Here is a 13,143-nt window from a genome sequence, read left to right on the forward strand (position 1 = left end):
GTACATATTTGGGGTTTTTAAAACAGCGCTTGATCGCTATTTATTTGATCGCTATTTAGTAAAGCGCATCACACCTTCTTGCACTGCAGTCGCGACTAGTTCACCTTTTTGGTTGTAAATTTCACCACGTACTAGGCCGCGAGTGTTAGCTGCTGTTGGGCTTTCAATCGCATAAAGCAACCACTCATCCATTTTGAATGGGCGGTGGAACCAGATTGAGTGGTCAATCGTCGCCACTTGGAAGTTGGGTGTCATGATAGAAACTTCATGAGGATGCAGCGCCGTCACCAAGAACCCCCAATCCGATGCGTAAGCAAGCAGGTATTGGTGAATCAATTGGTTGTCTGGCAGCGCGCCGTTCGCTCTCACCCAAAGGTACTGCTTTGCTTCGGTCTTTTTAGGGTTCAGTGGGTTAACAACCGTAACAGGGCGCATCTCAATCGGCTTTTCACCACAGAAGGTTTTGCGCAGTTTCTCTGGTAAGAACTCCGCAATATGGCTCGCAAGCTCAGTTTCAGACGCAAAGTTTTCAGGCCCCGGAATATCTGGCATTGCGTTTTGGTGTTCAAAGCCTGGTGCATCGCCATGATAAGAAGCCGTGAGATAGAAAATAGGGCGGCCATTTTGAATCGCTTTAACACGGCGTGTGCTGAAGCTGCGTCCATCTCTTAGGTTCTCAACATCATAAATAATTGGCTTTTCAGGATCGCCGGGAAACAGAAAATAACTGTGGAACGAGTGAACACTACGGTCATCTTGAACAGTATAACGAGCAGCAGAAAGCGCTTGTCCCAATACCTGACCGCCGTAAACTTGTGGCAGGCCAAGGTTCTCACTTTGCCCACGGAATAAACCTTCTTCCAGTTTCTCTAGCTGAAGTAAACTTAGTAATTCTTGTAAAGGTTGACTCATCGCCAGCATTCCTCTTCGTAAAATGGATGTCAGATTATGGTGTTAATCATTAAGATTAGTCAGATATCTGTCAATAAATCATAGGGTTTCAAGACAGAATATGAAAGCTCTCTTATAATTGATGAGTAGATTTGCCGAGTCCGGCAAATATGTTGAGAGAAATTGAATATGAAAAAGGCTCTAATTCTTATTACGTCTTTAGTATCGTTTGGCCTACTTGTTGGCTGCCAAGCAACATCAGAAACGAACGCTTCTCAGGAAGTGGTTGCAGAGAACACTCAAGTGATTTCAGGAACAGTAAGCTATCGCGAAAGAATTGCATTGCCAGAGAATGCAGTGGTTACCGTAACGCTAGAAGATATTTCATTGGCTGACGCACCATCTACTGTTATCGCAACTCAAGAATTCACCACAGACGGTAAGCAAGTACCGTTCGCATTCAAACTGAGCTACGACAACAACAAAATTCAACCTAACCACCGTTACAACATGCGTGCATCGATTCATGTTGACGGCAAACTGCGTTTCACAACTGACACGATTAAGTCAGTGATTACCGACGTAGAAAACACGCAACAAGCAGACTTACGCTTGGTTGGTGTTCGTTAATTAAAAATAGATGCCAGTGTTAAGGCATCTTAATTAACGTCTTTTGATAAATGGCAGCTCTAGGGCTGCCATTTGTATACTCTGAGTTTGACTTTTCCTGCGTCACTCACTTCAATCCCTTCTTTAACCAAATGCTGCTTTTGTCGGTCGAACGAATCACCCTTTAAAGATATTTCACCCTTGCTGTTGATCACTCGATACCAAGGTAGTTTGCTACCCTCGGGCAGGTTACCCAGCGCTTTACCAACATGACGCGCATAGCCCGGAAATCCTGAAAAACGTGCTATGTCTCCATAAGTTGTTACTTTTCCATATGGAATTTGGTGAATCACTGCAAAGATTTGGCTCAAAAATTGGTCCATACTAAATGTTCCTAGTTCATTAATACCACGGATCGGTAGAAGGAGAGGGCTATGGTATTTACAACGTTTCAGTTCTTGATAACCACATTATTAGCGGTTGTTTGCGCGAGAGCAATCAGTTTAAGTGAGGGAGATATCCCAGTGCTTGCAATGGTAATTCCTGCCTTATGGATTTTACCGCAGGGGGGTATAGCAGGATTAGCTTTGCTTGTTTCCATGACGACTTACGGCTTAACGCTGCCCCTACAACCCATCACGCTCTCTGTGAGTGCGTGGGTTCTATTCCCGCTATTGATGGTGGTCTTCTCAAGACGCAGTAGTTTGTCGGTCGTGATTATTTCCGGCCTGATTGTGACTACTTTGCAGGTCGGGATCATGGTCACGCAATCAGCAGGCAAGCTTGAAGGCGTCCCGTGGGTTACCACACTTCAAACCTTATCAATTATCGTGATTTGGTGGGCGGCAAATCATCTTAAGCCTGCTAGCCGACACAGCTGGTGGTCACTAGGCTTAATACTTCCATTATGGATAGCCGACTTACCTTATGCTGCTTTGTTGGCCTTGTGTATAACGGGTATCATGGCATCGATGGAAACGCTGACGCGCTTAAAAACTTTCCGTTGGAACAAGCTCTTGTGTTGGACTCTGCCCACGGTTGGTTTTGCGGCTCTGGTGATCACGCCAAGCATTGAAGTGCCAAGCCCGGTGTTTGTGGTGTGGTTATGTTTGTTGGGCACCGCATGGATGACAGATTACATCATTCGCACAGAAGATAACGAAGACATCGATATCTAGTATTACAGTAATTCAAACCTTCTAAAGGCAGGTAAATGGTGAATTTACCTGCGATTTTCTAGTGGTTTGAATAAAGGATAAGCACTTAGACCGCAATTGTTCAAAAATAGGGTGGAAGGGCTTGCAATGGTTGCTGTGATGCTTAATAATCCAATCACTCTTTGAGGCAAGCCTCTTAGAAAACGAATCTATGGGGGCCTGGTCCTCCCGCAACAATAGCTCGTGAACTCGGTCAGGCCTGGAAGGGAGCAGCCGCAGCGAGTGACTTGTGTGCCGGGATGTGGCTGGGTTCCCACCCCTTATGAAGCCTGCAATATATGTTCGCATAAATTGCAGGCTTTCTTCATTTCTGCATCATAAGTCTTCATATTTGCACCATAAGTCTTCATAGTCTATTTTTTGTTGTAGGTTTACAACAAAAGTGATTTGCTATGTTCGACCAAACCAAGAAATCATCTCACGTACACAACATCTGTAAGTTCATGAGCTTGAAGAATGATGCTGTTGTTCGCACTCTCTCCATTTTGGAGTTCGATTTCTGCTTTCACCTCGAATATAACGCAAACATTAAAAGTTTTACCTCTCAACCTTTTGGCTTCCACTATCAATTCAATAGTCGTAAGTGCCGATATACCCCAGATTTTTTAGTAACAGGTCACAACGAGCAGTCAACCCTCTTCGAAGTAAAACACTCTAGTCAGATTCTCAAACCTGATTTCAGGAATAGATTTGAAGAGAAACAAAGAGTTGCGTTGAATGAGTTCAACAGACGCTTAGTTTTGGTTACTGAGAAACAAATTAGAATGGGACCGACGTTAGATAACTTTAAGTTACTGCATCGTTATTCCGGATTGCGAACTGTGACTGAGTTTCAAAAGTTAGTGTTAGCGTTTATTCAACGTAAACAAATGGTGCAGCTACAAGAGGTGTCTTTGTATTTCGGATTATCGGAACAGGACACACTTATCTCTACTCTTCCTTGGATCTCTTCGGGGCAAATTCAAACAGACGTCAACAATATTGGCTTTGGCCTCGAAACTTACGTTTGGTGCTAACTATGCCATCGGACTCTAATAACATATTTGGGTTCTTTGATGAGTTTGAAGCTTCAGAAGGAGAGTCTCAGGCGCTTCCAATAGAGCTAATTCATGAACCTATTGAAATCTCCTCAACTATTGATTCTCAATCACCGAAGGTACAGCAAGAAGTTATCCGTCGTATCAAAATCATCGCGTTCGTAGAGAAGCGTTTAAAAGGCGGATGGACCGAGAAAAACTTGAACCCTCTCTTAACTCTTGTGGAATCGGAATTACAACTCATTCCCCCGAGTTGGCGAACTTTAGCAACTTGGAAAAAATCTTACTTTGAAGCGGGTAAAGACCCATGTGCGCTTATTCCTAAGCATACGTTTAAAGGCAATCGACAAAAAGAGTTCGATTCTCAATCTTTAGTTGATGAAGCAATTAACAGCGTATACCTGACTCGTGAACGCTTAAGTGCTGCTGAAGCATATCGATACTATAAAAGTCGAGTGATTCAATTAAATCGTGGGATTGTCGAGGGGAAAATAAAACCAATTGCTGAACGTTCTTTTTACAATCGAATACACGACTTACCTCCTTATGAGGTAGCGATTGCAAGGTTTGGTAAACGATACGCAGACCGAGAATTTCGCTCGGTTGGTCAGCAAGTAGTTTCGACCAAACCAATGGAATATGTCGAAATTGACCATACACCAGTCCCTGTGATTTTGATTGATGATGAGTTAGATATTCCTTTGGGACGACCCTATCTGACGATGCTTTATGACCGCTTCAGTAAATGTATCGTAGGGTGCAGTATCAACTTTAGAGAGCCTAGTTTTGACTCTGTCAGAAAGGCGCTATTGAACTCGCTACTAGATAAGAGTTGGGTCAAGCAAAGGTATCCATCCATTGATAATGAATGGCCTTGTCACGGCAAAATTGACTGTTTAGTTGTCGATAATGGTGCTGAATTTTGGAGCCAAAGCTTAGAAGATTCGTTACGGCCTCTAGTGTCTGATATCCAATACAGTCAAGCTGCTAAACCTTGGCGAAAGTCAGGGATCGAAAAGCTGTTTGATCAGATGAACAAAGGGTTAGTGAATTCACTGCCTGGAAAAACGTTCACCAATCCTACTCAGCTACAAGATTACAACCCAAAGAAGGATGCGGTGGTTAGAGTTTCCGTGTTTCTTGAGCTACTTCATAAATGGATTGTCGACTATTACCATATGGCACCTGATTCAAGAGAACGTGACATTCCATACCACAAGTGGAATCAATCGGAATGGACTCCCTCTTACTACAGTGGTGTTGAGAAGGAGCAGTTGAGAGTCGAGCTAGGTTTGCTTAGACACAGAACCATTAGAGTAGCAGGGATCAGGCTTCATAATCTCCACTATCAGTCCTCAGAACTTATTGAATACCGTAAATATTGGGCGTCCAACAATGGCAAAAAGCTGTTTGTTAAGACCAAAACAGACCCTTCTGATATCAGCTCTATTCATGTTTATCTAGAATCGGAAAAGATGTACATAAAAGTTCCAGCGGTAGACAACACCGGATATACAAAGGGGCTGTCGCTTTTTGAACACGAGCGAATACAAAAAGTACGCCGGCTCAATACTAAGCAGCTTACTGATGATGAGGCGCTTGCGGATACATTTCTGTATATGAAGAAACGTATTCAGGAAGAAACCGATAGATTCCGCGGTGCAAAAAGCAATAAGGCTAGCTTGCCTAAAACGGGCAATACTTCGAAATTAGCAAAGTTTAATGATGTGGGGTCAGAGGGGCCAAGCTCCATCAACACGACTCCTGTTAAACAAGAAACCACTGTAGTGTTCGATGTCTCAGATCAGTTATCTGATGATGATTTTGAAGATATTGAGGGGTATTAATTTGAACTTAACGTCTAGTCAGTTTGAGCAGCTAAGATCCTTTGAAACCAGCTTTATCGAGTACCCTGCAATAACTGAAATCTACTCTATCTTCGATCAGCTTCGTTTTAATCACTCCCTTGGCGGTGAACCGGAGTCTTTCTTGTTAACTGGTGAGGCCGGAAGTGGAAAGACGGCTTTGATTAACAACTATCTATCACGCTTTCTGCCGAGTTCAACTTGGAGCAAACAATCTGTTCTTAGCACCAGAGTGCCAAGCCGCATAAATGAACAGAACACGCTTACGCAGTTTCTAGTCGATTTAGATGGAAAGTCAGGCGGAAGAGGTACCCGACGACGTAATGAAATTGCTCTTGGTGAGGCTGTCGTAAAGCAACTTAAACGTAAATCTGTTGAGCTGATTATCGTCAATGAAATTCAAGAGCTTGTGGAGTTTTCTACAGCAGAAGAAAGGCAGGCTATTGCTAATACGTTCAAATACATAAGTGAAGAAGCAAAAGTCTCGTTTGTTCTGGTTGGTATGCCATATGCTGATGTAATAGCGACAGAGCCACAATGGAATTCGCGATTAAGTTGGAGACGAAAGATTAACTATTTTAAGCTGTTGAAAGCTAACAGCCATTCGAGTGGAACGGCATCTTATAATTTTGACTTGGAGCAAAAAAAGCACTTTGCTAAATTTGTTGCTGGTTTGAGTGCGAGAATGGGCTTTGATGAACCGCCAGTGCTTACAAAAAATGAAGTGTTATATCCTTTGTTTATTATGTGTAGAGGGGAGTGCCGAGCGTTAAAGCACTTCTTGAAAGACGCACTACTTATGAGTTTCAATGAGAACGTCGATACGATAGACAAAGAGATATTGTCGCGCACGTTTTCATTTAAGTTTCCCTACTTGGATAATCCCTTTAATTGTCCTGTAGAGGAGCTTCGTCTTCATCAAATTGACTCTGGATCGTCTTACAACCTAAATGCCATTACTTCAGAAGATAAGATTCTCGCCCCTCGTTTTACGGATGCAATTCCGTTGAGCATGCTATTGAGCAAAAATGGACTTAAAGCTTAAGCATTACTTCTCGTTCTTTAGGTTCTCCAGCAACACCGCCTTCTCTTCATCACTCATCTTATCAATTGCGCACGCTAACTCAGCGCTCAATTCGCTCCTACAGAAAAAGTAATTCAGCGGCACATCTAACTCTTCAGCCATGCGTTCAAGCGTACCAATATCAGGCACATGCCTGCCTTTCTCGTAATGATTCATACGACCGCTAGCAGAACTCTGCTCCATACCAATTTTCACCCCTAAATCTTTTTGGGTGATCTTGGCTTTTTTACGCGCAGCTTTGAGCCTCGCTGGGATGGGGTTGTCTTTTTGCACTTACACATTTCTTTTCAACCTTTAGATAACTTAGATTGTCTAAGTTTTACTGATTTTTGTATACTTAGCAATCCTAAGTTTTTATTGCCTGTAAGAGTCACATGAAGAAAGTAACCAGAATTAACCCTCATATGTTTAACCTATTGATTGAAAAAGGAATGGATAATTTCTCCGTCACAGAAGCTAGAGATGCTTTGCTAAACAGTGCTTCAGCCTTCCCGAGCAAGGACGATGCGCGGAAGTATGTTTATAAGCAACTTTTATCATTTGAGGAGAAAGGCTGGCTTTCTGTCATTGGGGCTCGTAGAGACAAACGCTACCATCAAACTAACGAATTCAAAGCGCTCACAATTGAGCCTAGAGTGGCTAGAAATAGGAAAACTAAAGTCGATTCAATAGCTGTTCAAACTTCGGAGTACTCTCTAAATGCATTAGAGCAAGAGAAGAAACAGCATGAAGGCGAACTGGCGATTACTCTAGGCGAGATTGAGGAATACCAATCGTTGTTAACGCGTTTCCCAAACAACAAGCAAGATATGCAGCCGCTATTTAATGCAGCAAGAGAACGCTCAGCCAAGTTATTAGGCAGAATTAATGCACTAACCAACTGGATGCAAGTCGCCCAAAGTAAGGTTCCTCAATGTTAAGAGCATGGCAAGCCGAGTGCGCAGCTCAAGCTATCGAGAAATTCACTTCAAACAAGCATTCACACTTCTTCTGCCAAGCGACTCCTGGAGCTGGTAAAACCGTTATGGCCGCCGAGGTCGCGAGTCGGTTATTTGAACAAGGCATGATTGACTTAGTGCTGTGTTTCTCTCCTTCACTGACTGTTGCGGAAGGGATGAAAAAGACCTTTTCATGGAAACTAGAATGTTCCTTTAATGGAGGCTTGGGTTCTCTTGGGGGCTCTTACACCTATCAATCAATCCGTTTTTTAGAACAGAACTTTTGGAACACCGTCAGTAAATATCGAGTCTTAGTCGTATTTGATGAGATCCACCATTGTTCGTTTGATGATGAGGGGCGGTCAAACTCATGGGGGCTAGAAATTGTCTCGAAGATCCAAGGCTTTGCTCGTTATACTCTAGCGCTGTCGGGCACTCCTTGGCGTTCTGATCGGTTACCGATTGTCATGGCTGAGTATTCTGATCCTGATGGCAAGGTTGTTTGCGATTACCAATACGGTTTGCAACAAGCTGTTAAAGACGAAGTATGCCGCCGCCCGAAGATTGTTTTGATAGATAATGAACACCTGAGTGTAAAAGCTGGCAGTGACAATCAACACTTCGCCTCTATTCTTGATTGCCTTAAACAATCCGATGTCTCTTATCAAAGCGTCATTCACAACGAAGACGCTATGAATTACATATTAAATAATGGCTGCCAAAAGCTAGCGCAGATAAGGCAAGAGTCCCCAAGTGCTGGAGGCTTGGTGGTCGCCTCTTCTATTAAGCACGCTAAAGATATTCAAAAGCGACTTGTTGAGCACTTTAATCAATCAGCATGCATCGTGACTTATCACCATGATAATCCGTTACATGAAATTGAGTCCTTTCGTCACTCAAAGGTTCAGTGGATAGTCAGTGTTGGGATGATAAGTGAAGGAACGGATATTCCAAGGCTTCAGGTTTGCTGCCATATGAGTTCGGTAAAAACGGAACTCTATTTTAGGCAAGTGCTCGGGCGAATTTTAAGAATCAATGATTCACCCAACCAAGAAGCGTGGTTGTATACCTTTGCTGAAGAAAGTCTGATTGGGTTTGCTGAAAGAATTGAGCAGGATATTCCTGATAGCTGCATGTACATTAAACAAGATAACAACGTACCGAGTGGTGTTGATGAAATACGCCTGCCGTCAAGTACGGTGTCGGAAAGCGTTCAATTTAATCGACCCCAACCAAGCTTACTCAGTTGGGGAAAAACTTCAGATGTCATTAATTCAAATAATGCTGGGTTCACTTTAGCATTTGATGAACTGAGGTTGGGCCAATTTAAACAACGAGTTATCACCGCATTTATCTAAATAGATTCCGCTTCAATCTCTTTCAGTGTTTTACCTGTAGCACTTCTCCAGTAATCGGGCCCGCTGCAAGGGTAACCAAGCAGTACTGCGGCGGCTTGAGAGGCGCTAGTAAATAGAATGTCTTCGGCTGCTACTAGGCGGTCTCCTGATGACGCTAGAATCCCCTTATCTTCTAGGTTACTACGTAGCTTCGTATAGCCTTTAGATAAACTAGGTTGAGCTATTGTTAATGCCTGGGACCCTTTCAAAACGACAATGCCTTCATCCGTAAGCATTGCCTTAGCATTAACTTTTTTTACCTTGAGCTGCAGCACCATACTTTCTGGTTCGCTTGGTAAGGGTGTAGTTGTTTGAGACACCTTCGACTCCAACAACTTGTGCCCTAAAGAACCGATAACAGTGCGAATGTTGTCAATAAAGGTCTCCATGGCGTCTCTTTCACCTCTGGGTAATGAAGACGTCGGTGGTTGCTTGTCATTATCGAGATCGTATCGTTTTGACTCTAAGATAATTTCGATCAAACGAGCTTCAAGATACTTAACGTGTGCTTTGGTTAAGTTTTCATCTTTGTTGGTAAAGCAAATGGCTTCATTCCAGAACTCTTTGCCTGCTAAATGTTGTGATAAGCGTTTTTGAATATGTTCAGCTTCTCCAACGTAAACAAGGCTATTGCCACTCTCTGCGTTGTAACCAAATAAAAAGTAAACCCCGGGCCGCTGAGTTTCTTCCCATTCAGAGAGCTCTTTGATGTGTACTCTAGGAACCGCAATAGCCTGACCTGTCCAGTTCACAATTTCAGCATGTCGAATACCTGTCACAGAGCCGTTCGCCAAGTATATTTTGAGTTGCGTTCCTCTAGTCATCATCATTCTCTTTTAACAACAATCGATGCGCTAGATACTATCTAACTGAATAAAAAATAGCACTTTTATTTATGATCAATTCAATGTGATGCACATTAACGTATAGCTGGCTATGTATGATAAAATCGCGCGATAGACCTACACATCACTAAGTTGTTTTCTTCTTGTTAAGAAGGTAACAATTTACCAAAGAGAATCACCATGCTAACAGGCAAAATTCGTAATCAGATCGACCAAGTTTGGGAAATGTTTTGGACAGGCGGCGTCGCTAACCCAATCTCCGTTATCGAGCAGATCTCCTACCTACTATTTATTCGTCGTTTAGATGAATTGCAAAAGACCGCAGAGCGTCGCAGCCAAGCAACGGGTCTACCGCTGAATAACCCAACGTTTTCGTCTGATGAGCAAGCGCTTCGTTGGAGCAGTTTCAAAGATAAAGATCCAGACGTGATGATGGAAATCGTCCGCGACCGTGTGTTCCCAAAGATTAAAACCCTACAAAATGAAGGTTAATGCCGTTCGGATAAGCATTACTGCTTGAACCTAAACGGATATTTGGCTGGAACAAAGAGGACTGAACGTGGAAACGTTCGGTCCTTTCTTTTATCCGGAAGAATGAAGTGACTCAGACTTTCTCTCATCCTTTTAAGTTTGACTGGTAGGGTTCCGTCTGGGCTTAAAGCTAGCCAACGTAATTGCGCATCAATAAGGTTAATTGCGGCGGTAAAACTTACCCTAGTTGCTCGAACCCCGGCTTCTGAAGCTATCTTAACCATCTCTAATCGCACTAAGTTATAGGCAAGTAATACGCCCCAAAGCTCTTGCTTCACTCCGGCAGAAAAACGACTTCGTAAAGTGACGTGACTTTGCAGTTGAGTCTGTTTAATTTCACCATAACCTTCTTCTATCTCCCAGCGTTGCCAATAAATACGCAGCAGGCTTTCTAGCGAGTATCTACTAGGGTCTGTAAGTGAAGTAATAAAACCTTTTATCTCACCTTTTGGCTCTTGATATAGGACTAATCTGGCTTCCCAACGTGCGGGTAAATTCGGATTCTGCCGTTGAGCTTGAGGAGAGATAGGCATTGAGATGAGCATGTCGTTCTCAGCATATTTCTCCAACACTTCATAGCGTAGCTTACGTTTTGCAGGCATTAACCAGTGAGCATTTTCCGCACTCTCTTGCCACGACAACAAAAGGTCTGCCGAGAAATAACAACGATCAAATAAGGTCAATGAGTGTGCGGGGATATCATTGAATAGGCGCTTGGCTAGGGTCGTTTCACCGACATGACAACCATCAAAAGCTGCCCCCATAATCATTCGTGTTTCTGTTGACATCAAAGCGACTAAACGAAGTTGAGGGTAAGGTTTCAATTTTTTAGAGATGAACCCAAATTCTTCAGCGTTCTCTGTGGAATCTTGACACCTAAATGTTGTCCCATCGACAGCAAGAACATTAAGCCCTAAGTCTTTGTCTTGTTGAAGGATATCTTCGCGCCAAGCCTTTACCGTTGTGTGAAACAGAGCCGCTAACGGACTCTCATCTAGACGTCGGCGTGAATCAGTTAGGACACTGGGTGCAACACGAGACCAACTATCTTCAGGTTTAGGCTGAAGTGCGATGTCTAATGAACTGCATACCTCTTTGATAGACATGTTGCGTTGCAGTCCCATCCAAATAACTAACCAGACAGCTTGCTGAGCGGGAAGTCGGCGTCGTCTTATGCTCGCTTTATTGGTTTCAAGAAGAGCTTGTTCTATCCACTCAATCTGAATGGCGTCGACGACAGATTCATAATTGTCGGCATCTTCAATGGTCTCGTGTGCCATTGCTAATTCTTGTTCAAGCATAAAAAAAATCCCCATCAACGTTGTTGATGGGGATTATCTGCTAACTGCAAGATCGTTCAAGTCTTCTTAAACGATCGGCATTAACAAAATGAAGGTAGCTTTGCTGAACACATGAAAGATGCGATTTTTATGATCCCATCTTCAAAGTTATTGTCACAGGTCGTGGATTTACTTAGTGCAATCGACATGAATGACAAAGACACCAAAGGCGACCTGTACGAGTACTTGTTAAGCAAGCTACAACAATCGGGTGTGAATGGTCAGTTCCGTACGCCGCGTAACATCATTCAAATGATGGTTGAGCTGATGCAACCAAAGGTGGGCGACACCATCTGTGACCCTTCATCAGGTACGTGCGGCTTCTTAATGGCGGCGGTTGAGTATGTTGAAGAGCATCACGCTAAAGAAGTGAACAAGCCTGAACACCGTAAACACTTCAATAACGATATGTTTACGGGCTTTGATTTTGATAAACACATGCTGCGCATTGGCGCGATGAATATGCTATTGCACGGTATTGAAAACCCAAGTGTCCATTACCGTGACAGCTTGCAAGATCAAGGTGACGAGAACATCTCTGAAGCCTATAACCTCATTCTTGCAAACCCGCCGTTTAAAGGCTCTGTTGATTTTGACATTGTCGCACCAGATTTGCTGCGTGCCTTAGGTAAAAATCCAGTAGTAAAGAAAACGGCACCGAAGTTCACAACTGAAATTGACGAAGACGGCAATGAAATTCAGGTTGAGGTTAAAAAGAAAAAGCCAACTGAGAAATCAGAGCTGCTGTTCTTAGCCCTAATTCTTCGCATGCTCAAAGTGGGTGGTCGTGCGGCGGTTATCATCCCTGATGGTGTGCTATTTGGTTCGACTAAAGCGCATAAAGCGATTCGTGAGCAAATTGTATCTAAGCAGAAATTAGAAGCGGTAATTTCACTCCCTTCTGGTGTATTCAAGCCCTACGCTGGGGTAAGTACTGCCATTCTTATCTTCACTAAAACCAACAGTGGCGGTACGGATAATGTTTGGTTCTACGACATGCAAGCTGATGGTTTCTCGTTAGATGATAAACGTAGTCAGCTTTTTAAAGATGGTGAAACACCAACTCACGAGCAAAGCAACATTGCCGATATTATTGAACGCTTTAACACGCTAACCAATGAAGACAACACACCAAACGGCGACAGCCCAGAATACACACGCCAAAAGACAGAGCAGAGCTTTATGGTGCCAGTCGATGCCATTACCAGTAACGACTTTGACCTAAGCCTCAATCGTTACAAAGAAGTGGTGTACGAAGAAGTGCAATACGATGCGCCGCAAGACATTTTGAAACGCATTAAAACGCTACAAGATAGTATGGCGAAGGGATTAGCTGATTTAGAAGGGTTGCTGAAATGAGCTGGCCTCTAGTTAATTTATCAACTATCT

General features: G+C 43.2%; 12 protein-coding genes, 1 other RNA gene and 2 pseudogenes. 10 read left to right on the forward strand and 5 right to left on the reverse strand.

Translation table 11 applies throughout. The features are described from left to right. Positions 1 to 51: 51 nt before the first annotated feature. On the reverse strand, positions 52 to 912 hold the full coding sequence (gene tesB / locus ITG09_05255; protein UPR53038.1) for an acyl-CoA thioesterase II: 861 nt from the start codon (positions 910 to 912) through the stop codon (positions 52 to 54). 168 nt (positions 913 to 1,080) lie between these two features. Here tesB and ITG09_05260 point away from each other — a divergent pair, with 168 nt between their 5' ends. Then, a complete protein-coding gene (locus ITG09_05260; protein ID UPR53039.1) occupies positions 1,081 to 1,521 on the forward strand; it encodes a YbaY family lipoprotein in 441 nt (146 codons plus the stop codon). A gap of 59 nt (positions 1,522 to 1,580) precedes the next feature. Here the strand turns inward: ITG09_05260 and ITG09_05265 are convergent, their stop codons facing one another. Beyond that, positions 1,581 to 1,883 carry an MGMT family protein gene (locus ITG09_05265; GenBank protein ID UPR53040.1) on the reverse strand — a complete coding sequence of 101 codons (303 nt, stop codon included), beginning with the start codon at positions 1,881 to 1,883 and terminating at the stop codon, positions 1,581 to 1,583. Between the two features lie 51 nt (positions 1,884 to 1,934). On the opposite strand from ITG09_05265, the gene ITG09_05270 reads away from it, so the two are divergent. The 5 genes from ITG09_05270 (at position 1,935) to ITG09_05290 (ending at position 6,664) form a co-directional block, all read left to right on the forward strand. Further along, positions 1,935 to 2,678 carry a hypothetical protein gene (locus ITG09_05270; GenBank protein ID UPR53041.1) on the forward strand — a complete coding sequence of 248 codons (744 nt, stop codon included), beginning with the start codon at positions 1,935 to 1,937 and terminating at the stop codon, positions 2,676 to 2,678. A 196-nt stretch (positions 2,679 to 2,874) separates the two neighbouring features. Next, an RNA gene (gene ffs, locus ITG09_05275) (signal recognition particle sRNA small type) lies at positions 2,875 to 2,971 on the forward strand. A 138-nt stretch (positions 2,972 to 3,109) separates the two neighbouring features. Then, a complete protein-coding gene (locus ITG09_05280; GenBank protein ID UPR53042.1) occupies positions 3,110 to 3,733 on the forward strand; it encodes a Tn7 transposase TnsA N-terminal domain-containing protein in 624 nt (207 codons plus the stop codon). 2 nt (positions 3,734 to 3,735) lie between these two features. Further along, positions 3,736 to 5,601 carry a transposase gene (locus ITG09_05285; GenBank protein ID UPR53043.1) on the forward strand — a complete coding sequence of 622 codons (1,866 nt, stop codon included), beginning with the start codon at positions 3,736 to 3,738 and terminating at the stop codon, positions 5,599 to 5,601. Beyond that, a complete protein-coding gene (locus tag ITG09_05290; GenBank protein ID UPR53587.1) occupies positions 5,570 to 6,664 on the forward strand; it encodes a TniB family NTP-binding protein in 1,095 nt (364 codons plus the stop codon). The genes ITG09_05285 and ITG09_05290 overlap by 32 nt, the downstream gene beginning before the upstream one ends. 3 nt (positions 6,665 to 6,667) lie before the next feature. Here ITG09_05290 and ITG09_05295 read toward each other — a convergent pair whose 3' ends face one another. Further along, on the reverse strand, positions 6,668 to 6,976 hold the full coding sequence (locus tag ITG09_05295) for a helix-turn-helix transcriptional regulator (protein ID UPR53044.1): 309 nt from the start codon (positions 6,974 to 6,976) through the stop codon (positions 6,668 to 6,670). Between the two features lie 101 nt (positions 6,977 to 7,077). Between ITG09_05295 and ITG09_05300 the strand changes: the two genes are divergently transcribed. Both ITG09_05300 and ITG09_05305 read left to right on the forward strand, forming a co-directional pair. Beyond that, positions 7,078 to 7,623 (forward strand): hypothetical protein, encoded by a 546-nt coding sequence (locus ITG09_05300; protein UPR53045.1) that lies wholly within the window; start codon positions 7,078 to 7,080, stop codon positions 7,621 to 7,623. Continuing rightward, a complete protein-coding gene (locus ITG09_05305; GenBank protein UPR53046.1) occupies positions 7,617 to 8,999 on the forward strand; it encodes a DEAD/DEAH box helicase family protein in 1,383 nt (460 codons plus the stop codon). The genes ITG09_05300 and ITG09_05305 overlap by 7 nt, the downstream gene beginning before the upstream one ends. Here ITG09_05305 and ITG09_05310 read toward each other — a convergent pair. After that, positions 8,996 to 9,862, reverse strand: a complete 867-nt coding sequence (locus ITG09_05310) for a GIY-YIG nuclease family protein (protein ID UPR53047.1) — start codon at positions 9,860 to 9,862, stop codon at positions 8,996 to 8,998. The genes ITG09_05305 and ITG09_05310 overlap by 4 nt on opposite strands. Before the next feature lie 201 nt (positions 9,863 to 10,063). Here ITG09_05310 and ITG09_05315 point away from each other — a divergent pair. Next, positions 10,064 to 10,372, forward strand: a pseudogene (locus ITG09_05315) (type I restriction-modification system subunit M N-terminal domain-containing protein). A gap of 20 nt (positions 10,373 to 10,392) precedes the next feature. Here the strand turns inward: ITG09_05315 and ITG09_05320 are convergent. Continuing rightward, entirely contained in the window at positions 10,393 to 11,715 is a 1,323-nt protein-coding gene (locus tag ITG09_05320; GenBank protein ID UPR53048.1) for an IS4 family transposase, read from the reverse strand. An 84-nt stretch (positions 11,716 to 11,799) separates the two neighbouring features. On the opposite strand from ITG09_05320, the pseudogene ITG09_05325 reads away from it, so the two are divergent. After that, a pseudogene (locus ITG09_05325) lies at positions 11,800 to 13,113 on the forward strand (SAM-dependent DNA methyltransferase). Positions 13,114 to 13,143 lie beyond the last annotated feature (30 nt).

The organism is Vibrio cyclitrophicus (assembly GCA_023206055.1).
Lineage (GTDB): Bacteria > Pseudomonadota > Gammaproteobacteria > Enterobacterales > Vibrionaceae > Vibrio > Vibrio cyclitrophicus_A.